The sequence below is a fragment of the Streptomyces sp. NPDC052496 genome (assembly GCF_040679095.1).
GTDB lineage: Bacteria > Actinomycetota > Actinomycetes > Streptomycetales > Streptomycetaceae > Streptomyces.
Genome location: NZ_JBFAUH010000001.1, coordinates 142,637 through 168,998, shown reverse-complemented (window position 1 = coordinate 168,998; position 26,362 = coordinate 142,637). Strand labels below are relative to the sequence as shown.

Genomic DNA, 26,362 nt, shown 5'->3' with positions numbered 1-26,362 from the left:
GGAGGCGGCGGCACGTGGGGCGGCACGGCAGCAGGCGCCGGGGCGGCCGGCCGGGCCTGGTCCGGACGGCCGCGGCCGGGGCCGCTCTCGCGCTGTGCGTCCTGGTGGCGCCCGCGAGCGGGGCGACCGCCGACGACGATGACGGCGCGGGCGGCTGGACGAGCGGGGCCGCGGCCCAGTACTGGACGGCCGGGCGGATGGCGGCGGCCGTCCCCGCGGGGCCGGGCACCGGCAAGAGCGCCGGTGCGCCGGGCGCGCGGAGCACGGCGGGCGCCGCTCCGTCCGCCCGGCACTTCGACGGGGTGCCCTCCGTCGGCGTGCTGTTCTCCGTCGACAAGGACGCGCGGGCGCACCACTGCACCGCCAGTGTGGTGCGTAGTCCGCACCGCAACCTGATCCTCACCGCCGGGCACTGCGATCCGGACTCCCGCGCGGCTTTCGTCCCGCAGTATCGTTCCGGCGCCGCCACCCAGCCGTACGGGATCTGGGCGGTCGACCGCGGCTACACCGACCCCCGGCGCACCGACACCGGCCCAGGATCCGACCTCGACTTCGCGTTCGCGACGGTCAAGCCGGACGACGAGGGCCGCGACCTGGAGTCGGTGACCGGCGGCAACCTCCTGGCCCGCACGCCCGGATACACCACGGACGTCACCGTCATCGGCTATCCGAGCGTCCGCAACGACCCCGCCGACCAGGCCATACGGTGCGCGGTACGCACCACCCGGCTCACCGGGCAGCGGCAGCTGCGCATGGAGTGCGGCGGGTTCTACGGCGGCACCTCGGGCAGCCCGTGGCTGAGCCGCTTCGACGAGCGGACGAGGACCGGGTACGTGGTCGGTAACATCGGCGGCCTGAACGGCGGCGGCCCGTCCGGACCGGACAGCCACCGGACCTCGTACAGCCCGTTCTACGGCGCGGACGTCTTCCGGCTCTACGCCCGCGCCGTGGCCGGCTGAGCACGCGCCGCGGCGGATGGGGCGGCGGGCGGGGCGGCGGGCGGGGCGGCGGTCACCGCAGGGCCACCGCCACCCCGTCCTCCTCGGGCCCGAGGAAGTGCGGATCGGGCCGTACGGCGGCCTCGGCCGCCGCCTTCGCCGCCGCGAACACCTCGCGGGTGCCGCCGTAGTACCAGGTGACGTCGTGCCGGTCCTCGACGCCGACCCCGTACGCGTCCAGGCCGGCCACCCCGCACAGCGCCAGCGCGCGCCGGATGTGGAAAGCCTGGCTGACCAGGACGGCCCGGTCCACGCCGAAGACCCGGCGGGCGCGGGTGCACGAGTCCCAGGTGTCGAAGCCCGCGTAGTCGCTGACGATCCGGTCCGCCGGGACGCCGTGCGCGACCAGGTACCGGCGCATGGCGTCCGGCTCGTCGTAGTCCGTGCGGCTGTTGTCGCCGGTGACGAGGACCACGCGGACGGTGCCCCGCTCGTACAGGCGGGCGGCGGCGTCCAGCCGGTGCGCCAGGTAGGGCGACGGCTCGCCGTCCCACAGCCCCGCGCCGAAGACCACGGCGACCGGCGCGGCGGGCACGTCCTCGACCGTACGGACCCGGGAGCTCGCGGCGGCGTTCAGCCACGTCGCCGGCAGCAGCGCCAGGACGCAGGCCAGCACGGCGACCTGGAAGGCACGCCGCTGCCCGCGCCGCGTCCTGGGCAGCCGCACCCGGTTCCGTACCTGCCGTATCCACCGTTTCCGCTGTGACCGCTGCGTCTGCTGTGTCATCAGGTGCCCCCGTTGCTCTCGTCACCGTCGCAAGCAGCGACGCGCCGTGGCCTGGCATGGTTGCGGGAACGAGGGGGCCGGGCGCCGCCCGTCCCGCACCCCACCCGAAGGAGCCCGCCCGGATGAGCATCGAGCCGGAGCGCCTGCCGTTCTTCGTCTACGGAACGCTGCGCCCCGGCCGGGCCAACCACGCCCGGTGCCTGCGCGGCCGCACCGCGAGCGAGGAATCCGCGCTGGTCAGAGGCTTGTCGCTGTACGAAGGGCCAGGCTACCCGTATGCCGTGACCGGCCCCGCCGAAGCGGTCGTGCACGGCGCTCTCGTACAGCCGCTGGAGGGCGCCTACGACGCCGTGCGGGCCACCCTGGACCGGCTGGAGGGCCACGTACCCGGCGCCCCCGGCAACCTCTACGAGCGGGTGGCGCGGCAGACCGAGTGCGCGGACGGCCGGAGCGTCCGGGCGTGGGTGTACGTGGCGGCCGAAGCGCTTGCCGCGCAGCTGCGGGCGAGCGGCACGCCGATACTCGGCGGCGACTGGCTGCGCCGGCCACGGACGCACCGGACGGACGCCCCGCCCGCCCGTCCGGGGGCCCCGCCCCGCTAACCTGGACGACTTCCCCCGTACCGCACAGGACCCGGCAGCCCCGGCAGTCCCAGCAGCAGACAGGTGTGATCCCAGCGTGCCCCCCACCCCACCGGCCTCAGCGAACCCGTTCCCGAAGGCGGAACTGCACCTCCACATCGAGGGCACGCTGGAACCCGAGCTGGCCTTCGCCCTCGCCGAGCGCAACGGCGTCACCCTGCCGTACGCCACCGAGGACGAACTGCGCCGCGCGTACTCCTTCAGCGACCTCCAGTCGTTCCTGAACCTGTACTACGCGCTGATGGCCGTGCTGCGCACCGAGGACGACTTCGCCGATCTCGCCCACGCCTACCTGGCGCGCGCCCAGGCGCAGGGCGTCCGGCACGCGGAGATCTTCTTCGACCCGCAGGCGCACACCTCGCGCGGTGTCCCCCTCGGCACGGTCGTCGAGGGCCTGACGCGGGCCCTGGACACCGCCGAGGAGCGGTACGGCATCACCACCCGCCTGATCATGTGCTTCCTGCGCGACGAGAGCGCCGAGTCCGCGCTGGCCACCTTCGAGGCGGCCCGCCCGTACCTGGGCCGGATCACCGCCGTCGGCCTGGACTCGGCGGAGGTCGGGCACCCGCCGTCGAAGTTCAAGGAGGTCTACGCGCTGGCGCGGGAGGCCGGGCTCAAGTGCGTGGCGCACGCGGGCGAGGAGGGCCCGCCCGCGTACGTCTGGGAGGCGCTGGACGTGCTCGGCGTGGACCGCGTCGACCACGGCGTGCGCTGCCTGGAGGACCCGGAGCTGGTCGCCCGCCTGGTCGCCGACCAGGTGCCGCTGACCGTCTGCCCGCTGTCCAACGTCCGGCTGCGCGTGATCGACGAGCTGGCCGACCACCCGCTGCCCGCGATGCTGGACGCCGGCCTGCTGGTCACCGTCAACTCCGACGACCCGGCCTACTTCGGCGGCTACGCCGACGACAACTTCACCGCCGTACGCGACGCCCTGCACCTGGACGAGGAGACGCTGCGCACCCTCGCCCGCAACTCCTTCCGCGCCTCCTTCCTGGACGAGGCGACCCGCGAGGCGTACCTCAAGGAGGTCGAGGCGCACGGGCGGGGCTGAACGGGGCCCGGCCGCTGTTGACCTCAAGTCGGCTTGAGCTTCTAGGTTCTTCCTCACCGGGGCGCCACGCCCACCACCCACAGGTGAGGACACGACCATGCAGTACTCGCACAGCGACGCCGACCTCGCGGGACAGCCCATCGGTTACTGGGCCTGGGCCGCCCACACGGCGGCCGTCACCCACATCCGCGCCGGCCTGGCCCGCCACGGCCTCAGCCAGCCCGAGTGGTGGGTGCTGAACCAGCTCGTGGGCCACGCCGGCGGCCGCGACCGGGCCGAGGTCACCGACATGCTCAAGGGCTACCTGGACACCGGCGCCGAGGGAATGGCCACGGCCGTCGACGGCCTCCTCGGCCGCGGCCTGCTCACCCAGGACGGCGGCCGACTGCACATCACCGCCGACGGCACGGCCCTGCACACCCGCTGCGCCGCCCTCCAGAAGGAGATGCGGGCCCGGATCCACGACGGCATCAGCGACGAGGAGTACGTCCGCACGCTGAAGGTGCTCCAGCGCATGATCCACAACGTCGGCGCGCCGATGTGGCACCACTGAGGCGGCCCCCGTACTCATGACCCCGCGGGTAATCGCCCACCCGCCCCGCCCACGGCAGGATCGGGCACACCGGGGAAGCCGAACCCGAAGCCCCGGAAATCCGCCCGCAGCAGCGAGGAGTACCCGATGACCGCCGAGGTCACCCCGCACACGACGACGCCGGCCACCCCCGCGCGCCCCGCCGCCGAAGCCACCCGGGCCGTCGTGCAGAAGTTCCTCACCGCCCGGCTGGCCGGCGACACCGAGCGGCTCACGGAACTCTTCGCCGACGAGGTCGACTGGCTGCTCGCCGAGAACCCGGCCGTCCCGTGGATACGCCCCCGGCGCACGGCCGCCGAATGCGCGGCCCAGGCCGAGGAACTGGCGGCCCACACCGTGCCCGAGAAGTCGCGCGCCTCCGTCGACACCTTCCTCGTGGACGGCACCGACGCCGTCCTGATGGGACACGTGGCAGGCACCGTACGAGCAACGGGCAAGTCCTTCCAGGGCCCCTTCGCCCTCCACCTCACCGTGGAGAACGGCCGCATCACCCGCCACCACCTCTACGAGAACAGCTTGTCGGTGGCGGAGGCGTGCGGGGCGTAGCCCTCCTTGTCTCCCTCCGCCCCCGTGACCGCCTCCAGCCGCACCGCGCACACCTTGAACTCCGGCATGCCCGAGACCGGGTCCAGGGCCGGGTTGGTCAGGGTGTTGGCGCGGCCGGGGCCGGGCCAGTGGAAGGGCATGAAGACGGTGTCGGGGCGGATCGCTTCGCTGTAGCGGGCGGGGGCCACTGCGCGGCCGCGGCGGGAGACGACGGCGACCTGGTGGCCGTCCTCGATGCCGTGCCGGCGGGCGAGCCGTGGGTGGATCTCCACGTACGGGCCGGGGGCCGCGGTGTTCAGGTCCGGGACGCGGCGGGTCTGGGCGCCCGACTGGTACTGGGCCAGTACGCGGCCGGTCGTCAGGACCACCGGGTAGCGGCCGTCGGGTTCCTCGGCCGCCGGGCGGTGGGTGACGGGGACGAAGCGGGCCCGGCCGTCGGGGGTCGCGAAGCGGTCCAGGAAGAGGCGTGGGGTGCCGGGGTGGTCCTCGCCGGAGCAGGGCCAGAAGACGCCGTCCTCGGTGGCGATCCGCCGGTAGGTGATCCCGGCGTAGTCCGCTGGGCCGCCGGCCGAGGCGCGCCGCAGTTCGTCGAAGACCTCTTCCGGGTCGGCGGGGAAGCCCTTTTCCCAGCCGAGGCGGGCGGCGAGGGCATGCAGGACGTGGAGGTCGGTGCGGACGCCGGGGGGCGGGGTCAGCGCGCGGCGCCGCAGCAGGACCCGGCCTTCCAGGTTCGTCGTCGTCCCGGTCTCCTCGGCCCACTGGGCCACCGGCAGCACCACGTCCGCGAGGGCCGCGGTCTCCGAGAGCACGACGTCGGCGACCGCGAGGAAGTCCAGCGCCCGGATGCGCTGCTCCACGTGGGCGGCGCGGGGGGCGGAGACGACGGGGTTGGAGCCCATCAGGAGCAGGGCGCGGACGTCGCGGCCCAGGGCGTCGAGGAGTTCGTACGCGCTGCGCCCGGGGCCGGGGAGGGACTCGGGCGGCACCCCCCACACCCCCGCGACGTGTGCCCGCGCTGCGGGGTCGGTCAGTTTGCGGTAGCCCGGCAACTGGTCGGCCTTCTGGCCGTGTTCGCGGCCGCCCTGCCCGTTGCCCTGGCCGGTCAGGCACCCGTAACCGGAGTACTTCCGCCCGGCGCGGCCGGTCGCCAGGCACAGGTTGATCCACGCGCCGACCGTGTCCGTGCCCTTGGACTGCTGTTCGGGGCCGCGGGCCGTGAGCACCATGGAGCTGTCCGCGTCGCAGAACAGGCGCACCGCGGCGCGGAGTTGGGGAGCGGGTACGCCGGTGATCCGTTCCACCAGTTCCGGCCAGTGCGCCATCGCGGCGGCCCGGGCCGCCGGCCAGCCGCTGGTGCGCGCCGCGATGAACTCCTCGTCCGTACGGCCCTCCGCCACCACCAGGTGCAGCAGACCGAGCGCGAGGGCCAGGTCGGTGCCGGGGCGCGGCGCCAGGTGCAGGTCCGCGTGCTCGGCCGTACGGGTACGGCGCGGGTCGACGACGATCAGCCGGCCGCCGTTCTCCTTCAGCTCCGTCAGGTAGCGCAGCGCGGGCGGCATGGTCTCGGCCAGGTTGGAGCCGACCAGGACGACACAGCCGGTACGGGCGATGTCGGCCAGCGGGAAGGGCAGGCCGCGGTCCAGGCCGAAGGCCCGCTGGTGCGCGGCGGCGGCGGAGGACATGCAGAACCGGCCGTTGTAGTCGATCTGCGAGGTACCGAGCACCACCCGCGCGAATTTGCCCAGCGCGTACGCCTTCTCGTTGGTCAGACCGCCCCCGCCGAAGACCCCCACCGCGTCCTTGCCGTACCGCGTGCCGGTACGGGACAGGCCCGCGGCGATCCGGTCGAGGGCCGTGTCCCAGTCCGCCGGGACGAGCCGGCCGGTCGCCCGGTCGCGTACCAGGGGCTCGGTCAGCCGGACGCCGGGCGCGAGCACCTCGGCGGCGGTGCGGCCCTTGCCGCACAGGGCGCCCCGGTTGACGGGGAAGGCGGGGCGTTCCACGACCTCGACGGGGGCGCCGTCGGCGCCCGCCGGGAGGCGGCGGAGGCCCATGCCGCACTGGAGGGCGCAGTAGGGGCAGTGGGTGTCCACCTGTGCGTCCGGGGCCTGGAGCGGGGCCGCCGGGGCGGCGGTGGTGCGGGGGGTGGCGGCGTTCATGCGGCCAGCCTGCGGCGTCCGTGTTTCCGCCGGTCCGGGGCGGCGTTACGGGCCGGGGAAGCGTGCCTCACGGCGCGCGGCCGGGCGAGGTGAGGGCGCCCGGCGGGCATGGGGGGCGCCGGCCGCCTCGCCCCTCACGCCCGCCCCCGGCCCCCCGACAGCCACCGGTAATCAGCCGTCACACCCGCGCAACGGCCCGGCAACGCCCGGCTGCCAGGCTCCCCTCATGAAGGCGTCGACACCGCCGCCCGGCGGCCCGCAGCCCCCCGCGGACCCTTCGCAGCCCGCGGTCACCTTCGACAGTACGGCGCAGCTCATGACGGAGATCAGCACCCAGCTCAGCGACCGCCTCAGCCGGGTCAGGCTGCACGGCCTGCCCCCGCGGACCCCGGCCGCCCGTGTCCCCGACGGCCCCTGCCCCGTCCGCGCCCCGGACGGCCCGCACCCCGTCCGTCCCTCCGGCGCCACCCGCCCCACCCTCGTCGCCGTCGCGCACGGCAGCCGTGACCCCGCCGCGCTGCGTACCGTCACCGCCCTCCTGGACCGGGTGCGGCGACTGCGCCCCGGGCTCGTCGTCCGTCTCGGCCACATCGAGCTGAACGCGCCGCTGCTCCCGGACGCGCTGGCGGAGCTGAGCGGTACGGCCGTCGTCGTACCGCTGCTGCTCGCGCGCGGACAGCACGCCGGCCACGACATACCGGCCGCGCTGGCCGGCGCGCCCCACCTGACGGCCCGTACGGCCCGCCCGCTGGGCCCGCACCCCCTGCTCGCCGCGGCCCTGCACGCCCGCCTCGAAGAGGCCGGGGCCCGGCGCCCGGACGCCGTCGTACTGGCCGCCGCCGGATCCCGCGCGCCCGAATCGGCCGCCGACACGGCCCGTACGGCGCGGCTGCTGTCCCAACGGCTCGGCGGCGTACCCGTCCTGCCCGCGTACGCCTCGGCGCCCCCGGACGGCGGCCCGGCCGGCACCCCGCTCTCCGTGCCCGCCGCGCTGCGCGCCCTCGCCGCCCGCGGCCACCACCGGCCCGCCCTGGCCTCCTGCTTCACCGCGCCCGGCCGCTTCGCCACGCAGTGCGCCGCGGCCGCCCCCGGGCCCGCCGCCGCGCCCCTCGGCGACCACCCCGCGCTGGCCCGGCTGGTGCTGCACCGTTACGACCAGGCACTCGCTGCCCGCGGCGGGTGCCTCCAGGACTCCTCCGGGGCGGCTACCGTCGCCGTATGACGGGCACACGAACGACGACCGGCCGCGAAGCGGGCCACGACGGTACGGGGTACGGAGCGGCCGACACCGAACGCTGGGTTCCCGAGCCCGACAAACGCCCGGGGCGCACCGCCTTCCAACGCGACCGGGCCCGGGTGCTGCACTCGGCCGCGCTGCGCCGCCTCGCAGGCAAGACCCAGGTCGTCACCCCGGGCACCACCGAACACCTGTGGGACGCCAGCCCCCGTACCCGCCTGACCCACTCCCTGGAATGCGCCCAGGTCGGCCGCGAACTCGGCGCGGCACTCGGCTGCGACCCGGACCTGGTGGAGACCGCCTGCCTCGCCCACGACCTGGGCCACCCGCCCTTCGGGCACAACGGCGAGCAGGCGCTGAACGAGGTCGCCGCGCCCTGCGGCGGCTTCGAGGGCAACGCCCAGTCGCTGCGGCTGCTCACCCGCCTGGAACCCAAGCGGTTCGTGCCCGACACGGACGGCACGGCCGTCAGCGTCGGCCTCAACCTCACCCGCGCCGCCCTGGACGCCGCGACCAAGTACCCGTGGCCGCGCGGCGGCCACCCCACCGACCCCGGTTCGGCCAAGTTCGGTGTCTACGAGGACGACCTGCCGGTCTTCACCTGGTTCCGGCAGGGCGCGCCGGAGACGGCACGCAGCTTCGAGGCGCAGATCATGGACTGGGCCGACGACGTGGCGTACTCGGTGCACGACGTGGAGGACGGGCTGCACGCCGGCTACCTCGACCCGAACTGCCTGCTCGCCGAGCCCGAACGTGCCGAAGTGTTCGCGATCGCCGCCGAACGTTACGCCCCCGGCGCGGACCCGGAGGAACTGGGCGAAGCCCTCGACCGCCTGCTCGACCAGGAGTGGTGGCCGCACGGCTACGACGGCACGGCCGTCGCCCAGGCCCGCCTGAAGGACGCCACCAGCCAGCTCATCGGCCGCTTCTGCCTCGCCGCGGAGACCGCCACCCGCGCCGAGTGGGGGCACCTCCCCGGCCGTTCCGGTACGGCAGCCGGCACGGCCGGCACACGGGGACTCACCCGGCACCGCGCCCGGCTCGTCGTACCGCCCGGAACCCGCCTGGAATGCGCCGTGTTGAAGGCCGTCGCGGAACGCTACGTCATGCGCCGCCCCGACCAGGAAGCTCTCCGCGCCGACCAGCGCATCGTCATCGCCGAACTCGCCGAGGCACTGGTGGCCCGCGCCCCCGACGGCCTGGACCCGCAGTTCCGCGCCCTGTACGACCGGGCCGAGGCGGCCGGCGACGACACCGCCCGGATGCGCGCCCTGATCGACCAGATCGCCGCCCTCACCGACGCCTCGGCACGCTCCCTGCACGCCCGGCTCACCCGGCCGCGTGGCACGCTCTGACCAGCGGCACCCGCACCGCCGGGCCACCATGGACGGGGCCGGTGCGGCCCCTGGGGAGCGGGCCCCCTTCCCGCGGCACGCCCGGTGCGGGACGCTCGGGCTTGAGTGTTTCGGACGGGGGAAACAAAACAGGGGCACGACGGGGTGGACGGCCGCGGAACGCGGTATGACATAGCGGCGTCACACGACCGGGCGGGGGACACGCGGCCGGCCGCGCGGGGCAGTACGCGGCAGCAGCACTGCGGGGGGTAGAACGGGGACACGACCGGGGGCGTTCACGGACGCGGACGCACCGCGCCGCAGCGAGGAGGAAGCAAGTGGTCGACGCACACCAGACGTTCGTCATCGTCGGGGGTGGCCTGGCCGGGGCAAAGGCCGCCGAGACCCTTCGTGCGGAAGGCTTCACCGGCCGGGTGATACTGATCTGTGACGAGCGCGACCACCCGTACGAGCGCCCCCCGCTCTCCAAGGGGTACCTGCTTGGCAAGGAGGAGCGCGACAGCGTCTTCGTCCACGAACCGGCCTGGTACGCCGGCGCGGACATCGAACTGCACCTCGGCCAGCCCGCCGTCCACCTCGACCCGGCGGCCCGCACGGTCCGGCTCGGCGACGGCACCCTGATCGCGTACGACAAACTCCTGCTGGCCACCGGCGCCGAGCCGCGCCGCCTGGAGATCCCCGGCACCGACCTGGTCGGCGTCCACCACCTGCGCCGCCTCGCGCACGCCGAGCGGCTGCGCGGCGTACTGCAGTCCCTCGGCCGGGACAACGGCCACCTCGTCATCGCCGGCGCCGGCTGGATCGGCCTGGAGGTCGCCGCCGCGGCCCGCTCGTACGGCGCCGAGGTCACCGTCGTGGAGCCCGAGCCGACCCCGCTGCACAGCGTCGTCGGGCCCGAACTGGGCAGCCTCTTCACCGACCTGCACCGCGAGCACGGCGTCCGCTTCCACTTCGGCGCCCGGCTGACCGAGATCGCGGGACAGGACGGCGTGGTGCTGGCCGCCCGTACCGACGACGGCGAGGAGCACCCGGCCCACGACGTGCTCGCCGCGATCGGCGCCGCCCCGCGCACCGCCCTCGCCGAGCAGGCCGGGCTGACCCTGGTCGACCCGGCGCACGGCGGCGGCGTCGCGGTGGACGCCGCGCTGCGCACCTCGGACCCGCACATCCATGCGGCCGGTGACATCGCCGCCTTCCCGTACTCACTGCTGCCCTCCGCGGACGGCGAGCCCGCCGGCCTGCGCGTCGAGCACTGGGCCAACGCCCTGAACGGCGGCCCCGCCGCCGCCCGCGCCATGCTCGGCCAGGACGTCACGTACGACCGGATCCCGTACTTCTTCTCCGACCAGTACGACATCGGGCTGGAGTACTCCGGCTACGCGCCCCCGGGCTCGTACGACCAGGTCGTGTGCCGCGGCGATGTCGGCAAGCGCGAGTTCATCGCCTTCTGGCTGTGCGAGGGACGGCTGCTGGCGGGCATGAACGTCAACATGTGGGACGTCACCGAGCCGATCCAGCAGCTCATCCGCTCCGGCCGGCCCCTCGACCCGAACGCGCTCGCCAACCCGCAGGTCCCGCTGGACTCACTGCTCTGAGCCCGGGCCGCCCGCGGCCCGCCGCCCCGAGGACGAGCACCCGTACCGCAGCCGACGCCCAGGAGACCCGCCCGTGAGCGAAGCCACCGTCACGCTCGACGACGTCCAGGACGCCGCCGCCCGAATCAAGGGCGTCGTCCACCGCACCCCCGTGCTGCGGTCCCGCACCCTCGACGCCCTCGTGGGCGCCGAGGTGCACCTCAAGTGCGAGAACTTCCAGCGGGCCGGCGCCTTCAAGTTCCGCGGCGCCTACCACGCCGTCTCCCGGCTGGCGCCGGAACAGCTCGCGCGCGGCGTCGCGGCGTACTCCTCCGGCAACCACGCCCAGGCGGTCGCCCTGGCCGCCCGGGAGCTGGGCAGCAGGGCGGTGATCCTGATGCCGGAGGACGCGCCGCGCTCCAAACGGGACGCCACCGAGGGGTACGGCGCCGAGATCGTCACGTACGACCGCTACACCGGCGACCGGACCGCACTGGGCGCGCGGCTCGCCGCCGAACGCGGCCTGGCCCTGATCCCGCCGTACGACCACCCGCACGTCATCGCCGGGCAGGGCACCGCCGCCCTGGAGCTGATCGAGGCGGCCGGCCCGCTGGACGCCCTGCTCACGCCGGTCGGCGGGGGCGGGCTGATGGCGGGCTCGGCGGTCGCCGCCACCGCGCTGTCGCCCGGCATCCGCATGATCGGCGTCGAGCCGGCGGCCGGGGACGACACCGCGCGCTCGCTGGCGGCGGGCGAGCGGGTGCGCGTCCCCGTACCGCGGACCATCGCCGACGGGCAGGCGCTGCCCGAGCCCGGCGAACTGACCTTCGAGATCAACCGGCGGCTGCTGGACTCGGTGGTGCTGGTCAGCGACGACGAGATCCGGGCCGCGATGCGGCTGGCCTTCGAACGGCTGAAGATCGTCACCGAGCCCAGCGGGGCGAGCGCGCTGGCCGCCCTGCTGGCCGGGGCGGTCGAGCCGCTGCCGCGCCGGGTCGGCGTGGTGATTTCCGGCGGGAACGTCGGGCTGGACCGGTTCCTGGAACTGATGGGGTGACCCGGCCGGACCGGGCCCCGCGGCTGACGGGACGACCCGGCCGGACCGGGCCGTCGCGCCCGGCCGGGCGGGCCCGGACCGGACTGTCGTACCCCACCCGTAGAATTCAGGCGTGGCAGGCAGGATCAACGATGACGACGTGAAGGCGGTGCGGGACGCGGTCCCGATCGACGCCGTCGTGTCCGAGTACCTCCAGCTGCGCAACGCGGGCGGCGGCAACCTCAAGGGCCTGTGCCCCTTCCACGACGAGAAGTCCCCGTCGTTCCACGTCAGCCCGGCCAAGGGCCTCTACCATTGCTTCGGCTGCCAAGAGGGCGGGGACGTCGTCGACTTCATCATGAAGCTCGACCACCTCTCCTTCGCCGAGACCATCGAGCGCCTGGCCTCCCAGGCCGGCATCACGCTGCGCTACGAGGAGGGCGGCTACACCCCGGGCCGCCAGCAGGGCGAGCGCACCCGCCTGGTCGAGGCGCACAAGATCGCGGCGCAGTACTACATCGAGCAGCTGGACAGCCCCGAGGCCGAGATCGGCCGCAAGTTCCTCGCCGAGCGCGGCTTCGACCAGGCCGCCGCCCAGCATTTCGGCGTCGGCTACAGCCCGGCCGGCTGGGACCACCTCACCCGCTTCCTGCGCGGCCGCGGCTTCAGCGACAAGGAGCTGATCCTCTCCGGCCTCTCCCAGGACGGCCGCCGCGGCCCCATCGACCGCTTCCGCGGCCGCCTGATGTGGCCGATCCGCGACATCGCCGGCGAGGTCGTCGGCTTCGGCGCCCGCAAGCTGCGCGACGACGACAACGGCCCCAAGTACCTGAACACCCCGGAGACCCCCCTCTACCGCAAGTCCCAGGTCCTGTACGGCATCGACCTGGCCAAGAAGGAGATCGCCAAGACCAGCCGCGCGGTCGTCGTCGAGGGGTACACCGACGTCATGGCCTGCCACCTGGCCGGCGTCCGCACCGCCATCGCCACCTGCGGCACCAGCTTCGGCGAGGGCCACATCAAGATCCTGCGCCGGCTGCTGATGGACAACTCCGGCGCCGAGGTCGTCTTCACCTTCGACGGTGACGCGGCCGGCCAGAAGGCCGCCCTGCGCGCCTTCGAGGACGACCAGAAGTTCGCCGCCCAGACCTCCATCGCCATCACCCCCGGCGGCATGGACCCCTGCGACCTGCGCCTGGCCGAGGGCGACGGCGCCGTCGCCGGCCTGGTGGAGTCCCGTACGCCGCTGTTCGAGTTCGCGCTGCGCCAGGTCGTCGCCCGGCACAACCTCGACACGACCGTGGGCCGCGCCGCCGCCCTGGACGAAGCGGCACCCATCGTCGCCAACATCAAGAACAGCTCCATCCAGCACGAGTCCGCGGTCCAGCTGGCCGGCATGCTCGGCATCCTCGACACCCAGTTCGTGGTCCGCCGGGTCGGCCAGCTCGCCCGCTGGGCCCGCGACCGCGGCCGCGACGGCCAGAACGGCCAGGACCCGTCCCGTACGGGCCGCCGCGGCGCCCCGCAGGCCTCCGAGGGCGCCCCGCCGCCGCCCGGCCCGCGCGGCCCCGCGCTGAACCTCCGCAGCCCCGCCCACCGCGTCGAGCGCGAACTGCTCAAGCTCGCCCTCCAGCGCCCCGACCTGGTCTCGCCCGCCTTCGACGCGTACGGCGCGGACGAGTTCACCGCGCCCCCGTACGCCACCGTCCGCCGGTGCATCGAGGACGCCGGCGGCGCCCTGTCGGCCGCGGGCGACAACACCTACCTCGCCCGGGTGCGCGAGGCCGCCCCCGACGACACGGTCCGCGCCATGGTCACCGAGCTGGCCGTGGAGCCGCTGCACACCCGCCGCGACCCCGACGAGGCGTACGCGGGCGTCCAGTTGGTCGCCGTCCGGCTGGCCGCCGTCAACCGCCGCGTCACGGAGATCCGCGGCGCCCTCCAGCGCCTCGGCCCGAACGCCGACCCCCAGCACCTGACCGCCGTCCAGAACGAGCTGTGGGTCCTCCAGCAGTACGGCCAGTCCCTGCGCGAGCGGGGCTACGCGGCCCTGTAGCCGCCCGCCCCCGGCCGCCGGGCGGCCCGCGGAGCCAGGAGGCCACCGCCCGCGCGAGCGGCCCGTACACGGCCGCGGCGCCGCGGACCGCCCGTACCCACCCCGCCGTAGCCGCGCGGTCACCGTCCGGACCCAAAAAGTGCCCGCACGCCCCTCGTGGCGGGCGTGTGTCGTACTCCACACTGAGGAGCGGTGCCTGAGTCCTCGGAGCGCGGCGGGTCCGGACGTACGGAACCGGAATCCCCCGCGGAACCGCTCTTGATGTACGGGACGGACAGCGGCTCGGCCGCAGACGGTCCCGGCCCTTCCGCCGCCTCAGCAGCGATCACACTGGAGGTCGCCCCCGTGCAGACCCGGACCCTCGCCGACGCGCCGGCCGCGGATTCGGCCACCGTGCCGCAGCAGGCCGAGCCGCCCGCGCCCGAAATCCTCGTGGAGGAGATCGCCCCGGAGCCGCCGCCACGTGCCGAGGCCGGCGGCCCCTCCTCCGACCTGTTCCGCCAGTACCTGCGCGAGATCGGCCGGATACCGCTGCTCACCGCCGTGGAGGAGGTCGAACTGGCCCGCCGCGTCGAAGCCGGTCTGTTCGCCGAGGAGCGCCTGCGGCTCGCCCCCGACCTCGACTCCCAACTGGCCCTCGACCTCGACAAGCTGGTCGTCCTCGGCCGGATGGCCAAACGCCGCCTCATCGAGGCCAACCTGCGCCTGGTCGTCTCCGTCGCCAAGCGTTACGTCGGCCGCGGCCTGACCATGCTCGACCTCGTCCAGGAGGGCAATCTCGGGCTGATCCGCGCCGTGGAGAAGTTCGACTACGCCCGCGGCTACAAGTTCTCCACGTACGCCACGTGGTGGATCCGCCAGGCCATGTCCCGCGCGCTGGCCGACCAGGCCCGCACGATCCGCGTCCCGGTACACGTCGTGGAACTGATCAACCGGGTCGTCCGGGTACAGCGCCGGATGCTCCAGGAACGCGGCTACGAACCCACGCCCGAGGAGGTCGCCGCCCAGCTCGACCTGCCCCCGGAACGCGTCAGCGAGGTCCTGCGGCTCGCCCAGGAGCCGGTCTCCCTGCACGCCCCCGTCGGCGAGGAGGACGACGTAGCCCTCGGCGACCTCATCGAGGACGGCGACGCCGCGTCCCCGGTCGAATCGGCGGCCTTCCTGCTCCTGCGCGAACACCTCGAAGCGGTCCTGTCCACCCTCGGCGAACGGGAACGCAAGGTCGTCCAGCTGCGGTACGGGCTCGTCGACGGCCGCCCCCGCACCCTGGAGGAGATCGGCCGGATCTTCGGCGTCACCCGCGAACGCATCCGCCAGATCGAGTCCAAGACCCTGAACAAACTCCGCGACCACGCCTTCGCCGACCAGCTGCGGGGTTACCTGGACTGACCCGGCGGGTCCGCCCGGCCCATGCACGCCCGTACGGACCCACCATGGCGCCCCTCGCGCTGGACCGCCGTGAGCGCGGCCGGTGCGCGCCCGTACGGACCCGTCGTGGCGCCCCTCGTGCTGGACCGCCGTGAGCGCGGCCGGTGCGCGCCCGTACGGACCCACCTGTCACGTGCCTCCACGTACACCCCTGCGCGCCTACTGAGAGGACAGGAACGCCCCCGCGTAACTCTCCTCCCGCACCGCGATGTACTGCTGGCGCACCGCCTGCCCGACCGGCAGGTCCTCGCCCGGCTCGAAGACCTGGCTGGCCGCCGCGGGCCAGCGCGGCGGCTCGTGCGGAGCCAGCGTGCCGTGCGCCGCGCCCAGCGCCCAGGCCGCCTGCCGCGCCGCGCCCAGCCCCGCGTAGTCCGCCGGCTGCGGCACCACGACCTGCGCCCCGAACAGCCCCGGCGCCGCCGCCTGCACCGCGCCCAGCTCGGCCGCCGCGCCCAGCAGGAACACCCGGCGCACCTCGACGCCGCGCCCGCGCAGCACGTCCAGCGCGTCCGCGAGCCCGCACAGCATGCCCTCGAAGGCCGCCCGCGCCAGGTGCTCCGGCTTCATGCTCTCGCGGCGCAGCCCGTGCAGGGAGCCCGCCGTGTGCGGCAGGTGCGGCGTCCGCTCGCCCTCCAGGTAGGGCAGCAGCACCAGCCCGTACGAGCCCGGCGTCGACTTCAGGGCCAGCTCGGACAGCCCCGTCAGGTCGGTGCCCAGCATCTCGGCCGTGCCGCGCAGCACCCGTACCGCGTTGCTCGTGTGCACCACCGGCAGGTGCATCCCCGTCGCGTCGGCGAACGAGGTGATCGTTCCGTTGGAGTCCGCCAGCGCCTCGTGGTGGATGCCGAAGACCGAGCCCGAGGCGCCCAGCGACACCACCGCGTCGCCCGCGCCGACCCCCAGCCCGAAGGCGGCGGCCATCGTCTCGCCCGTACCGGCGGAGATCAGCAGCCCCTCCGGCGTGAACCCGGCGGTGCCGGACGGACCCAGCACCTCCGGCAGCCGCACCTGGTGCCCGAGCGCCAGTTCCACCAGGTCAGGCCGGTACGCGCCGGTCGCCGCCGACCAGTACCCGGTGCCCGAGGCGCCGCCCCGGTCCGTCGTACGCCGTGCCGGGCGCCCCAGCAGCTGCCACACCAGCCAGTCGTGCGGCTGCAGGACCTCGGCGACGCGCACCGCGTTCGCCGGCTCGTTGCGGGCCAGCCAGCGCAGCTTCGTCAGCGGCTGGGCGGCGTGCGGGACGGCACCGACGGCCTGCGTCCACGCGGCCCGCCCGCCGAGCGCGTCGATCAGGTCGGCGGCGGCGCTCTGCGCCCGCTTGTCGTTGCCGACCAGCGCGGGCCGTACGAGGGCGCCGTCGGCGTCCAGCGGCAGCATCCCCTGCTGCTGGGCGGAGACCCCGATCGCCTGCACGCCTTCGAGCAGCCCGTTGCCCGCGGCCTCGCCGAGTGACATCAGCCACGCCTGCGGGTCGATCTCGTGTCCCTTTTCGGCGGGGTGCGGCGCGTACCCCTGCCTGATGACGGCACCCGTGTCCGCGTCGCAGACGACGATCCGTGTGCTCTCGGACGAACTGTCCAGCCCGGCGACTATCCCCATGCCCCCAGATGATGCCCCATCCACGGGACACGACGGCCGCCAGGTTCACACCCCCGGGGGCCGGGGCGGTGGACGCGGGCGGCCGCTGTCGGCCGCCCGCGCGGCCCGGGGGTCAGGTGTTGCTCGTACCCCAGTCGTCCTCGCTGTCACCGCGCTGCTCGCGCAGCGCCCGGATGCGCTCGGCCACCGGGCCCGGCATCCGGTCGCCGACCTTGGCGGACACCTTGTCGAACGCCTTGGTGGCCACCTCACGCCCGCCGAGGGCGGCGGACTCCGCGGTGTTGCGGACGGCCGGGTTCTGCGCGATCCGCCGGGCGCTCTTACGGAGCTGCTCGTAGCGCTCCCGGCCGGCTTTGGTGCCGAGCACGTACCCGATGGCCAGTCCTGTGATGAACGTGAGCCGGTAGCGCATCGTCGCTCCACCTTCCCTCTCGTCGGTCTCGCTCGCGCGCGCTGTAGGTCGGTCCGCCGGGCTCGTGCTGCGCGCCTGCCCGTGGGACCGCCGGTCTGTGCTGCCCGCCTACCCGCGGACCAGAAGATCATCCGGGACCACCGCAGGCATACCGATTGGCGGAGCACCCCCCTGCTTGCGCTAATGTATGTGCAGCAGCGAGCGCACGCCGTCCGGAGCCCCCGGATCGGAGTGCATTCGAGGCACACAGAGCATTCCCCTGTAGCTCAATTGGCAGAGCAGCCGGCTGTTAACCGGCAGGTTACTGGTTCGAGTCCAGTCGGGGGAGCTCGGTCCCCTGTAGCTCAATTGGCAGAGCATTCGGCTGTTAACCGGAGGGTTACTGGTTCGAGTCCAGTCGGGGGAGCAGCACGGAAGAGGACCCCCACGGGGGTCCTTTTTCCTGTCCGGGGGAACCGAACACCCGGCACCCGAAGTCCTCTTGGACGAGCATGGCGGCCCATCGAGGACCCACCCGCGCAACAGATCGTATGAGCGGCTATGCTGCGGCAGACGGCGCGCACAAATGTGCGCGGCGCGCCGTTTCGGGGCGGTAGCTCAGCCGGTTAGAGCAGCGGACTCATAATCCGTCGGCCGTGGGTTCGAGTCCCACCCGCCCCACCACTGCACTGCTGTGCAGAAACGATGTGACCTGCGTGAACGCCGCTGAAGAGGGTTTACGTGCGGTGCCTGAGCGGAATCCATGGGTGATGGTCCCCAGCACCCTCGCCACCGCGCGCTCCGCGTGAGAGGCGCCCCTGAGCCGGAGCATCGACTCGGTGCTGTCCTCGCTCGGCCCCGTCCCGCTTCGCTCGGCCCGGTCACGGAACGTGTGCGATCTACCTCACAGGCAGGCCGTCGGCACGGCCTGTCGTCAAGTCGATCACCCGCGACGTCGCACGCGCCGCGGGAACTTCCGCGGCCGATGGGCGTCATTCTGTCCGAGGGCTCCCTTCGTTCGATCGGCGTGTTCATCGAGCCTGCGGTCGCACCGCCGCAGGCAAACAGTTCAGTAGCTCGATGGCACGCCAGTCAGTCGCTCAGCGCTGTCCCGGCGTCCTGATCCGCTTCGGGTGCGAGCACCGCTCGTGGACGCCGGCCGTGCTCGGGTCACGCGTCAGCTGCTCGGCTGCCACGGAGCGGGGGGCTCGTCGGGCGGGGTGGCGGTCACGGTGGCGGGCTTCCCGAAGTCCTCCTCGTTCTCCCTGGCCAGGGAGAGGTTGATGGTGAAGTCGGTGCTGTCGCCGGGCTGGAGGGTGATGGAGCCGTGCTTGGCGGAGGAGTGGGCCAGGGACCGGACGGGGCCGTCGGCGTCCGGCTGGAGGGTGATGCCGGGGAAGCCGCCGATCTTGCAGGTCCGGCTGCCGGTGTTGGTCAGCGCGATGCTGGTGGTGGTCGAGCCGTTGGCGTTCGGGTCAGGGGTGCCGTCCTCGCCGGTGGCGAAGACGGCGTCGAGGTCGGAGGTGTCGCAGCGCTGGATGCCGGAGCTGGTCTTGCCGCTGCGGGTGGCTTGGGAACTGCCTGCCTGCCGGTCTGCGGTTCCCGCCTTGGTGTCAGTCTTGGAGTTGGTGTGGGGATTGGTGTTGGTGCGGGCGGTGGCGCCGGCGCTCGTTTTGGGACCGCGCGTTCGGTGGCGTGCGGCCCCGCGGTTCGGCGATGGCGTACGGGTTTCTCCTCGCCCTTGTCCGGAGGGCGCTCGGAATGGCGACACGATATGGCGCCGCGATATGGCGACACGATGAGCGTCCGAAATCGGACAGGTGGTGTACGAGGCACCCCCACTGGTCACTTCCAAGTGACGCGCGGGAGGGCTGGTTTAGTCGCGCGTAGCTCCGGCGCGTGTGGCTGGTTCTTTTCGGTTGGAAGCTGAATGGGGCGTGCGCGTGCGGATTTCAGCGCCAATGCTTCGGGTTACGGGCGGCGAGATGTGGGGCGCGAGTCGAGCGGGCCGCTATAAGGTCGACTTCCCGCTTCGGCGCATACTTCGTGAAGTCCGATATCGGGCCGTTGGGCGGAGTTGACGGTTGAGTGGTCGAATGATTACATGGTCCGGTCGTCACGGGGGGTGAGAAACAGGGGGAGTTCCAGGCAGACGCCGCTGACCACGGTGCCGCCATGTTCCCGGTGCTTCTTGCGGCCTGTTGCCGCGGAATCCGGTATTTCCGCCTGATGCCTGTCGTGACGGCATGAAAATGGGGTGCGCCGCCCTACCAAGACTGACGCACCCCGCGGCTGCCATGCAGCCAACCACTCATCAGAGCAGTTACTGGAGAATACATGTCTGTTGTCGCCATGTCCAAGAAGCGGCTGGCCGCAGCCGGTGCCGCCGTTGTCGGTCTCGCCGCGCCGTGCACGCTGGCACTGTCCACCCCTGACGCGCTGACCAGCTACTTCGGTCTCTCGACCGCCGCTGCGAACAAGGCTTTCGACGCCATCATGGCCGGGACGGACATTGCCTCCGCACTCGCTATGTTCGGTGGCGTGACGGCCGCCGGCGGCATTGGCCTCTGGATCCTGAAGAAGGCAATCCAGCGGGCGGGACGTACCGCTGCCGTCGCCTGATTCCGGTGAATCGATGAACTCTTGCGAGGTCCCGGCGTTCGGGGCCTCGCAAGAGTCATACGCCAGGGATCAGTTGCACATTCGAGTTTTCTGAGAGAGGGCCGTGATGGCCTTAGTGGCTTCGATCGCGAGGCGTCAGCGCCTGACGCTCGCCCTGGGGCAAGTGCTCTGGTTCGGCTGTCTGTTGTGCGGGGTCCTCATAGCCGACGAGAAGTCGCAGTCCGTCCATGTCGCACCCAAGCAGCCGAGCCTGGATCTGTTCACCGGAATTCTGGCAAACAATTGCGGTATTGCCGCGGTGGCATTCAGCGGAGTCGTCACTTTCGGGCTCGGTGCGGTTCTGCTCGCGCTCTTCGCGGGGCTCAGCAGCGGGCTGTTCATCTCGCAGGCTTACGCGCTCGGTGCCATGCCGTTCGCGCGGACCGTGCTGCCGCACGCCGTACTGGAACTGCCCGCATTCGGCGTGGCTGTCGCCGCAGGCCTGGCCCCGGCACTGGCCGTGGTGCGCGCCCTGCTGGCCGGGCGAAAGGTGAAGGTCAGTGAAAGTCTTGTCGATGCGGCAGCTCTGCTCGGGTTGTCGATGGCCATGCTCGTCGTGGCCGCATGCGTGGAAACGTGGGTGAGTACGAGGTGAACTCCGACGTGGCGCGAGCCGGCCTGCACGGCAGCGCCTTACCGGGTACGGCCCTGCGGGAAGAGGCGGCGGCGGAGCCCGGCCGGTCGTGGTTCACTCCGCGCCGGACGTACCGGCTCCTCCTCCTGCTGCTCGTACTGGCGATTCCGGCGGCCGGACTCACGCTGCTCGGCCAGTACCGGGACGGCGTGGTGCAACGGGTTCCGGATGCGGACGCGGGAGCGGTCAAGGCCGGAGTGGCTGCGGCGTGGCTGTTCGGTTCGGTGCTCAACGCCCTCGGTGTGCTGTGCATCGTGCTCGTCGCGGGAGCGGCCGGCGCCGTCGCGTGCCGGCTCGCCGGGAGCCGGGGGACCTTCGCCGACGACCGGACCTTCCTCGGGTGCGCGGTCGCGGGCTTCCTCGCCGGCAAGCTCCTGGTGCTGGCGCTGGGGTGCGTACTGTTCTCCCTCCCCGCCCCCGATCACCTCGTGGCCGTACTGGGCGGAGCGGACCCGGCGCTGGCGGTGCTGGCCATCGTCTGTGCGCTCGCCGCACGGCGTTCGGCCGGATTGTCCTGGCCTCGGAGTGTGGCCTGCGCCGTGGGCCCCACGGCCTTCTACACGATGGTCTGCCTGATCACCTGAGGCTGCTGATGGCCTGCCCCGGTTGCCGACCGCGGACCGGTCCGGCTTCCGGCCGGCCCGGGACACCTCGATCCCCCACGGGTTCTCGCAAGCCCTTCGCCCTCCAGTCCTCACGAAAGGAACGCCATGCCGCCCCCTCACCGCCGCAACCCGCGCGCCGCGATGATCGTCACGGGTGCCCTGTGTGCGACAGCCGCAGTGCTGGCTGTGGTCCGCGGTGTCTGGTACCGCATGACACGGGACGCCACGAAGACCGCGATCGAACAGGCTCCGCAGGTCGTCGACCCCGCACGTGCCGGAGTGCTGCGCACGCAGGACCTGCTCAACTGGGGCTGGTTCGCGGTGGCGGTGCTGCTGGTCGTGCTCGCCGTGCTGGTCGGGCTGGCGTCGTTCGGAACGTGGCTGCTGTTCGGTGTCGCCGCGCTGGTCTGTGTGCCCCTGGGCGTCGCCGGGTGGCGGCTTCCGGCGGCGGAAGGGCTGGACGCCGTGGCGCTCGCGTTCATCGGCTGCGTGGTGGCGGCGAGCGCCGTCGCGCTGCTCTGGCGCCGGCCTGCTTGAGCGGCTGGGGTGCGGTATGAGACGTCGGCCAGGAGATCGAGCACCACGCGGGCAGACCGCGCCCGACCGCCGGTATGCGTGGCGGGCCGGTCTGACCGTGCTGGTGGGGGACTTAGGTCGTCGGCGTAACCGGCTGCCGGGGTACCGCGACCTGTCAGCACCGCTGCGCGCTTTCGTGCTGGCCGTCGGGGCAGGTGGCCTGCTGTTCGTCGCCGCGCTGCTCTGGGCGGTCAGTACGGCTGCCGGGCGGGTCCGTCCGGTGACCGCAGCCGACGGTGCCACGGTGGCCTGGGTCTGCTGGCCCGTGGCCGTGGTGGTCGTGCTGGCGAACCTGCTCGCGGCGCGGCCTTCCCAGACGCGGTTGCTGCTGGAGCCTCCCGACCGCGGTCTGCTGTCGGCCTGGCGTGTTCCGCCCCGGGCGGTCTTTCTGGCCCGCCTGTGGCTACCTCAACTGCTGGGCGCAGCCGGGGTGTTCACCGTAGCGGCGCTGGTCGCGGTGCCGTGGCTGTCGGCGTCCCGGGCCGGTCTGCGGGTGCTGCCGGCGGCCCTGGTGGCAGCGGCGGGTACGGCGCTGACGGCAGCCCTGTCACGCATCTGCGCGACCGCTGCCCTGGCCACGTCCCGCGGCATGCACTCGTCGGGCCGCAGGGCCGCCTGGACCATGGTGGCGGCGTTCGCCCTCGGCTACCTCGCCTCGCCGCTCGTGGCAGGCGTCCTGCCGGCCGCCACGCTGGAACCGGAGACGGTCACCGCCTCCTTCCGGGACACCGCCTCCGGCCTGCGTCCCCAGTGGTGGGACGAACTGTTCCTGCCCGGGCACCTGAGCTGGACCTGGGCGGTGTGGTCCGGCGCCGTACTCCTACTCGCCACGCTGGCCTGCGGACTGGTGCGGCGCGCCGAGCGCCACAGCGCCCTGCACCCGGACCGCCCGGCGGTCTCGCCCGGCACCGCCGGCCCGGCCGCTTCGCGCCCCCTGCACACCACGGGGCTGATCACCGCTGTCGTCCGCAAGGATCTGCTGTCGGCGCGGCGCCGCTCCGCGGTTGTGACCGGCCCGCTGTACCGCGTGTGTGTGCTCGGCCTCGGCCTGGCCGCGCTCGGCTGCGGTGTGCGGATCCGCTACGGCACTCATCTCCCGTGGTCGCTGCCCGCCGGCACATGGGGGACCGCCGCGGCGGTCGCGATGTACCTCGCCGTTTCCGGCGTCGTCGCCCAGATCGCGGGCGTCGAGGCGGAGCACAGGTCCATCGAGGTACTGCGGCAGGCGCCGGTCCCCTTCGGCCGTGTCCTCGTCGGCAAGGTCGCGGCGTGCACCGTCGTCGCCGCGCTGCCGGTGGTGCCCGGCTACCTCGGGCTGCTGCTCGCCGGGGGTGGCCCGATGGTCCCGAGTACGTTCCCGGCGCTGCCGGTCGCGCTGCTCGCCGGGAGCTGCGCGGTCGTGGCGACGGCGTTCCTCGTACCGCTGCCGGAGAGGTTCGACGACGAGCGGACCAGCCGTTCCGGTGTCGCCGAGACGGTCGAGGGCGTACTCGCCGCACTGCTGGCCTCTCCGACCGCACTCGGCCCCGTGCTCCGCGGCGCGACCGGAGCGCAGGGCGGCACCGCACTCGCGATCGACACCGGCGCCGGCCTCGCCGCCCTGCTCCTGCTGGGCGGGGGGCTGGGCGTCCTGGCCCGTCGGGATCCGCACATCAGGAAGGCAACACCGTGATCGACGTCGAATCCGTCACCGTACGCTTCGGCGACCACCTGGCGCTGCGAGAGGTGCAATGCACCGTCGCCGACGGGGAATTCGTCTGTCTCGTGGGCCGCAACGGCTCCGGCAAGACCACCTTGCTGCGGCTGTTGGCCGGGCTGTCCGAACCCACCACGGGCCGGGTACGCGTCGCCGGCCAGGCCGCGACCAGCCTGGCCGCGCGGGCCGTCCGTGGCTTCGCCCAGGCCGAGCCGCCGCTGTACGACTACCTCACGGTCCGCGAGCAACTGTCCTTCGTCTGCCGGCTGTACGGAGTCCCCTTGGCGTCCGCCCTGGAGCGGCTGGCGCGCACCGTACTGGCGGATCGCCACGACGCCCTGGTCCGAGAGCTCTCCCTGGGGATGCGCAAACAGCTCGGCCTCGTCGCGGCCACCCTGCACGATCCCGCGCTCGTCCTCATGGACGAGCCGGCCAACGCGCTCGATGCCACAGCCGTCACCACCCTGCGGGAATCGGTACGGCACTGGCACGCCCAGCAGCGGACCGTCGTCCTGTGCACGCACGACCTCAGCTGGGCGGACGACCTCGCCGACCGCCTCCTCGTCCTCCAGCACGGCCGCCTGGCGCACGACGTGCGGCTGGCGGGCGAAACCGTCACCGCCGCCCTGCGGCGCCTGGGCGCCACCGACGCCCTCACCCGCCCGGAGCCGACCACCGCGGAGCCCGCCTCATGACCCAGGCCGCCGCACCATGCCCCCGCCAGAACCGTCAGAACCGTCAGAACCGTCAGAACCGTCAGACCCGTCAAGCCAGTGAGGCCTGTGAAATCAGTGAGGCCTGTGATGCTCGTGAACTCAGTAAGGCCCGTGATGCTCGTGAACTCAGTGAGGCCCGTGAAGTGACGCCGGCCGTCCCGGCCGTCCCGGCGCCCCCGGCGGCTGCCGCGTCCGGCCCGCCGGCCGGGCCCGCCGTGCAGGTCAAGGGCCTGCGGCGGGCCTATGCCGGCCGTACGGGCCTGCACCATCTCGACCTCACTGTGCCCACCGGCTCCCTCACCGCCCTGATCGGCCCCAACGGCTCCGGCAAGACCACCACGATGCGGCTGCTGCTGGGCCTGGACCGGCCCGACGCCGGTACGGGCACGGTGCTCGGCAGCCCTCTCGACCGGCCCGCCCGATACCTGCCCCAGGTGGGTGCCCTCATCGAACAACCCGCCCTCTACCCCCAGCTCACCGGCCGTAAGAACCTCCGCGTCCTGGCCGAACTCGCCGGCCTCGGCGGTGCGCACATCGATCGCGCCCTGCGCCGCACCGGCATGGAGCAGCAAGCCGATCGCCCGGTCTCCGCCTACTCGCTCGGTATGCGTCAGCGGCTCGGCATCGCCGTGGCCCTCCTGACCGCACCGCGCCTGCTGATCCTGGACGAACCCACCAACGGCCTCGACCCGGTCGGCACCGCACAGCTGCGCGCACTGCTGCGCGGCCTGACGTCCGACGGGACCACGGTGCTGATTTCCAGCCACCAGCTCAACGAACTCGACGCCCTCTGCGACCACTTCGTCTTCCTGCACCAGGGCACCACGCTGTTCCAAGGGGACCGGGACGCCCTCGCGGCCTCCCAGCGGGCGGCTGTCGAGGTGGCTCCGGAACGCGAGGACCAGCTCCCCGCGCTCAGCAGTGCCTTCGCCGAGGCAGGCTACGACCTGCGACGGCACGGGAATCGCCTGCTGATCGACACCACGGCCGAGCGGGCGGCCGCACTGAACCGTACGGCGGCCGCGCACGGCATCACCCTGGCCCACCTGGCAGTGCGACGCCCCACGCTCGAAGAAGCCTTCTTCTCCCTCCTCAGCCAGGAGCCGACGTGCTGACCGCCCTCGTACTCGCCTGCCGCAGCGAACGCGTCAAGGCTCTGCGTCCTCGCGTTCTCATTCCCCTTCTGGTCGGTACGGGCGCCACCGGCGCGCTCGTGGCAGCCGCCATGAGCGCTCTGAGCAGCTCTGCCGCGGCGGGAGCCGGCGGGCCGCTGAGAGCGCTGCCGACCACGACGTCCTTCACCTGCCTGGTCATCATGTCGGTGGCGGCGGCTTCCTTCACGAAGGAGTACCGGTACGGCACGTGGCGCAATCTGCTCGTCCGCCTGCCCAACCGGTCCGCCCTCCTCCTGGGGAAGACCGCCGGGCAGGCGGTGCCGGCGGTACTGGTCGGCGCGACCACCGCACTGGCCACCGGGGCGACGACGTGGATCGCGGCCTGCGCGCGCCACCTGGACACCTCGGACTGGGCGGCCGCCCCGGTATGGCTCGGCAGCGTCCCCGTCGTCCTTCGGACGCTGGCCGCGCTGGTCGCCGCGACGGTCTACGGTGCCGCGGCGGGGCTGCTGCTGCGCGGCACCGGGGCCGCTCTCGGCGTGCTCTTCGGGTGGATCCTCGTGGGCGAGTCCGCCCTGACGACTCTCGCGGCAGCTCAGGGCTGGGCCGTGTCCACGTGGCTGCCGGGCTCCGCGCTCACGCGACTCGCCTCCGAGACCCACTGGGGGCCGGCCGCCCTGGCCGTCGCCGTCTGGTGTGCCGTGTTCGCTTCCGGAAGTGCCTGGTACCTCGCCCGGGCGGGCAGGTTGGTCTGAGCGGTTTTCCGCTGGTTCCGCCAGGTTTGCGAGGGTGGCTGGTGCCGGCCTGCGGGCTGAAGCCGGGCCGGCTCGTATTCCGTGCGGGAGGGGCCCTCGGCGGGCGACGGTGGCGGACGAGGGGACGGGGGCTTTCGGCGGAGGGGGCAGCGGGGGCCGGGTAGGGGCGCCAGGGCTCGGATGGGTTGCTTGAGGGGACCGGATAGGATCCTCG

The 26,362-nt window shown here is 73.4% G+C and carries 24 protein-coding genes and 3 tRNA genes; 22 read left to right on the top strand and 5 right to left on the bottom strand.

The window, feature by feature from the left end; genetic code table 11:
- Positions 1-14 precede the first annotated feature (14 nt).
- Positions 15-959: a hypothetical protein gene (locus AB0L45_RS00870; RefSeq protein WP_365834701.1), complete on the top strand. Its 945-nt coding sequence runs from the start codon at positions 15-17 to the stop codon at positions 957-959.
- Positions 960-1,011: 52 nt separating this feature from the next.
- On the opposite strand, the gene AB0L45_RS00865 is transcribed toward AB0L45_RS00870, so the two are convergent.
- Positions 1,012-1,725: an ElyC/SanA/YdcF family protein gene (locus AB0L45_RS00865; RefSeq protein ID WP_365834699.1), complete on the bottom strand. Its 714-nt coding sequence runs from the start codon at positions 1,723-1,725 to the stop codon at positions 1,012-1,014.
- Between the two features lie 122 nt (positions 1,726-1,847).
- Between AB0L45_RS00865 and AB0L45_RS00860 the strand changes: the two genes are divergently transcribed.
- From AB0L45_RS00860 to AB0L45_RS00845, 4 genes are all read left to right on the top strand, one after another.
- A complete protein-coding gene (locus AB0L45_RS00860) occupies positions 1,848-2,327 on the top strand; it encodes a gamma-glutamylcyclotransferase family protein (RefSeq protein WP_365834697.1) in 480 nt (159 codons plus the stop codon).
- Positions 2,328-2,403: 76 nt separating this feature from the next.
- Positions 2,404-3,417 (top strand): adenosine deaminase, encoded by a 1,014-nt coding sequence (locus tag AB0L45_RS00855; protein ID WP_365834695.1) that lies wholly within the window; start codon positions 2,404-2,406, stop codon positions 3,415-3,417.
- Positions 3,418-3,514: 97 nt separating this feature from the next.
- Positions 3,515-3,970, top strand: coding sequence for a MarR family winged helix-turn-helix transcriptional regulator (locus tag AB0L45_RS00850; protein WP_365834693.1), 456 nt, complete (start codon positions 3,515-3,517; stop codon positions 3,968-3,970).
- A gap of 126 nt (positions 3,971-4,096) precedes the next feature.
- A complete protein-coding gene (locus AB0L45_RS00845) occupies positions 4,097-4,555 on the top strand; it encodes a nuclear transport factor 2 family protein (protein ID WP_365834691.1) in 459 nt (152 codons plus the stop codon).
- Here AB0L45_RS00845 and AB0L45_RS00840 read toward each other — a convergent pair.
- A complete protein-coding gene (locus AB0L45_RS00840) occupies positions 4,513-6,714 on the bottom strand; it encodes a molybdopterin oxidoreductase family protein (protein WP_365834689.1) in 2,202 nt (733 codons plus the stop codon). The genes AB0L45_RS00845 and AB0L45_RS00840 overlap by 43 nt on opposite strands.
- A gap of 316 nt (positions 6,715-7,030) precedes the next feature.
- Between AB0L45_RS00840 and AB0L45_RS00835 the strand changes: the two genes are divergently transcribed.
- The 6 genes from AB0L45_RS00835 to AB0L45_RS00810 all read left to right on the top strand — a co-directional run bounded on the left by AB0L45_RS00835 (position 7,031) and on the right by AB0L45_RS00810 (position 15,361).
- Positions 7,031-7,936 (top strand): CbiX/SirB N-terminal domain-containing protein, encoded by a 906-nt coding sequence (locus tag AB0L45_RS00835; RefSeq protein WP_365835587.1) that lies wholly within the window; start codon positions 7,031-7,033, stop codon positions 7,934-7,936.
- The gene (locus AB0L45_RS00830) at positions 7,933-9,306 is read left to right on the top strand and encodes a deoxyguanosinetriphosphate triphosphohydrolase (protein WP_365834687.1); all 1,374 of its coding nucleotides are present in this window, start codon (positions 7,933-7,935) and stop codon (positions 9,304-9,306) included. Before AB0L45_RS00835 ends, AB0L45_RS00830 begins: the two co-directional genes overlap by 4 nt.
- 317 nt (positions 9,307-9,623) lie before the next feature.
- Complete coding sequence (locus AB0L45_RS00825; protein WP_365834685.1) at positions 9,624-10,901, top strand: FAD-dependent oxidoreductase; 1,278 nt, start codon at positions 9,624-9,626, stop codon at positions 10,899-10,901.
- 73 nt (positions 10,902-10,974) lie between these two features.
- Complete coding sequence (locus tag AB0L45_RS00820; protein ID WP_365834683.1) at positions 10,975-11,937, top strand: threo-3-hydroxy-L-aspartate ammonia-lyase; 963 nt, start codon at positions 10,975-10,977, stop codon at positions 11,935-11,937.
- 112 nt (positions 11,938-12,049) lie between these two features.
- Entirely contained in the window at positions 12,050-13,972 is a 1,923-nt protein-coding gene (gene dnaG / locus AB0L45_RS00815) for a DNA primase (RefSeq protein ID WP_365834681.1), read from the top strand.
- A gap of 192 nt (positions 13,973-14,164) precedes the next feature.
- Positions 14,165-15,361, top strand: coding sequence for a sigma-70 family RNA polymerase sigma factor (locus AB0L45_RS00810; RefSeq protein ID WP_365834679.1), 1,197 nt, complete (start codon positions 14,165-14,167; stop codon positions 15,359-15,361).
- A gap of 198 nt (positions 15,362-15,559) precedes the next feature.
- Here the strand turns inward: AB0L45_RS00810 and AB0L45_RS00805 are convergent, their stop codons facing one another.
- Entirely contained in the window at positions 15,560-16,999 is a 1,440-nt protein-coding gene (locus AB0L45_RS00805; protein WP_365834677.1) for an FGGY family carbohydrate kinase, read from the bottom strand.
- A 112-nt stretch (positions 17,000-17,111) separates the two neighbouring features.
- Positions 17,112-17,411 carry a YtxH domain-containing protein gene (locus AB0L45_RS00800; protein WP_365834675.1) on the bottom strand — a complete coding sequence of 100 codons (300 nt, stop codon included), beginning with the start codon at positions 17,409-17,411 and terminating at the stop codon, positions 17,112-17,114.
- Positions 17,412-17,666: 255 nt separating this feature from the next.
- On the opposite strand from AB0L45_RS00800, the gene AB0L45_RS00795 reads away from it, so the two are divergent.
- From AB0L45_RS00795 to AB0L45_RS00785, 3 genes are all read left to right on the top strand, one after another.
- A tRNA-Asn gene (locus AB0L45_RS00795) sits at positions 17,667-17,739 on the top strand.
- A 5-nt stretch (positions 17,740-17,744) separates the two neighbouring features.
- Positions 17,745-17,817 (top strand) — tRNA-Asn (locus AB0L45_RS00790).
- A gap of 180 nt (positions 17,818-17,997) precedes the next feature.
- Positions 17,998-18,074, top strand: a tRNA-Ile gene (locus AB0L45_RS00785).
- A gap of 493 nt (positions 18,075-18,567) precedes the next feature.
- Here the strand turns inward: AB0L45_RS00785 and AB0L45_RS00780 are convergent.
- Positions 18,568-19,161, bottom strand: coding sequence for a DUF4232 domain-containing protein (locus tag AB0L45_RS00780; protein WP_365834672.1), 594 nt, complete (start codon positions 19,159-19,161; stop codon positions 18,568-18,570).
- Between the two features lie 566 nt (positions 19,162-19,727).
- Between AB0L45_RS00780 and AB0L45_RS00775 the strand changes: the two genes are divergently transcribed.
- The 8 genes from AB0L45_RS00775 to AB0L45_RS00740 all read left to right on the top strand — a co-directional run bounded on the left by AB0L45_RS00775 (position 19,728) and on the right by AB0L45_RS00740 (position 26,148).
- Positions 19,728-20,012 (top strand): uberolysin/carnocyclin family circular bacteriocin, encoded by a 285-nt coding sequence (locus tag AB0L45_RS00775; protein ID WP_365834670.1) that lies wholly within the window; start codon positions 19,728-19,730, stop codon positions 20,010-20,012.
- A gap of 115 nt (positions 20,013-20,127) precedes the next feature.
- Positions 20,128-20,646, top strand: a complete 519-nt coding sequence (locus AB0L45_RS00770; protein ID WP_365834668.1) for a stage II sporulation protein M — start codon at positions 20,128-20,130, stop codon at positions 20,644-20,646.
- Positions 20,616-21,269 carry a hypothetical protein gene (locus tag AB0L45_RS00765; RefSeq protein ID WP_365834666.1) on the top strand — a complete coding sequence of 218 codons (654 nt, stop codon included), beginning with the start codon at positions 20,616-20,618 and terminating at the stop codon, positions 21,267-21,269. The genes AB0L45_RS00770 and AB0L45_RS00765 overlap by 31 nt, the downstream gene beginning before the upstream one ends.
- 126 nt (positions 21,270-21,395) lie before the next feature.
- Entirely contained in the window at positions 21,396-21,827 is a 432-nt protein-coding gene (locus AB0L45_RS00760; RefSeq protein ID WP_365834664.1) for a hypothetical protein, read from the top strand.
- Positions 21,828-21,930: 103 nt separating this feature from the next.
- Entirely contained in the window at positions 21,931-23,538 is a 1,608-nt protein-coding gene (locus AB0L45_RS00755) for a hypothetical protein (RefSeq protein WP_365834662.1), read from the top strand.
- Positions 23,535-24,257, top strand: coding sequence for an ABC transporter ATP-binding protein (locus AB0L45_RS00750; RefSeq protein ID WP_365834661.1), 723 nt, complete (start codon positions 23,535-23,537; stop codon positions 24,255-24,257). The genes AB0L45_RS00755 and AB0L45_RS00750 overlap by 4 nt, the downstream gene beginning before the upstream one ends.
- 164 nt (positions 24,258-24,421) lie before the next feature.
- The gene (locus tag AB0L45_RS00745; RefSeq protein ID WP_365834659.1) at positions 24,422-25,393 is read left to right on the top strand and encodes an ATP-binding cassette domain-containing protein; all 972 of its coding nucleotides are present in this window, start codon (positions 24,422-24,424) and stop codon (positions 25,391-25,393) included.
- The gene (locus AB0L45_RS00740; RefSeq protein ID WP_365834656.1) at positions 25,387-26,148 is read left to right on the top strand and encodes an ABC transporter permease; all 762 of its coding nucleotides are present in this window, start codon (positions 25,387-25,389) and stop codon (positions 26,146-26,148) included. Before AB0L45_RS00745 ends, AB0L45_RS00740 begins: the two co-directional genes overlap by 7 nt.
- Positions 26,149-26,362 lie beyond the last annotated feature (214 nt).

Bases quoted from the DNA above. Each gene is read 5' to 3' on its own strand.
- AB0L45_RS00765 (WP_365834666.1), top strand. From the start codon at position 20,616: ATGCGTGGAAACGTGGGTGAGTACGAGGTGAACTCCGACGTGGCGCGA.
- AB0L45_RS00865 (WP_365834699.1), bottom strand. From the start codon at position 1,725: ATGACACAGCAGACGCAGCGGTCACAGCGGAAACGGTGGATACGGCAG.
- AB0L45_RS00775 (WP_365834670.1), top strand. From the start codon at position 19,728: ATGTCTGTTGTCGCCATGTCCAAGAAGCGGCTGGCCGCAGCCGGTGCC.
- AB0L45_RS00835 (WP_365835587.1), top strand. From the start codon at position 7,031: ATGACGGAGATCAGCACCCAGCTCAGCGACCGCCTCAGCCGGGTCAGG.
- AB0L45_RS00805 (WP_365834677.1), bottom strand. From the start codon at position 16,999: ATGGGGATAGTCGCCGGGCTGGACAGTTCGTCCGAGAGCACACGGATC.
- AB0L45_RS00860 (WP_365834697.1), top strand. From the start codon at position 1,848: ATGAGCATCGAGCCGGAGCGCCTGCCGTTCTTCGTCTACGGAACGCTG.
- AB0L45_RS00850 (WP_365834693.1), top strand. From the start codon at position 3,515: ATGCAGTACTCGCACAGCGACGCCGACCTCGCGGGACAGCCCATCGGT.
- AB0L45_RS00760 (WP_365834664.1), top strand. From the start codon at position 21,396: ATGCCGCCCCCTCACCGCCGCAACCCGCGCGCCGCGATGATCGTCACG.
- AB0L45_RS00800 (WP_365834675.1), bottom strand. From the start codon at position 17,411: ATGCGCTACCGGCTCACGTTCATCACAGGACTGGCCATCGGGTACGTG.
- AB0L45_RS00840 (WP_365834689.1), bottom strand. From the start codon at position 6,714: ATGAACGCCGCCACCCCCCGCACCACCGCCGCCCCGGCGGCCCCGCTC.
- AB0L45_RS00830 (WP_365834687.1), top strand. From the start codon at position 7,933: ATGACGGGCACACGAACGACGACCGGCCGCGAAGCGGGCCACGACGGT.
- AB0L45_RS00845 (WP_365834691.1), top strand. From the start codon at position 4,097: ATGACCGCCGAGGTCACCCCGCACACGACGACGCCGGCCACCCCCGCG.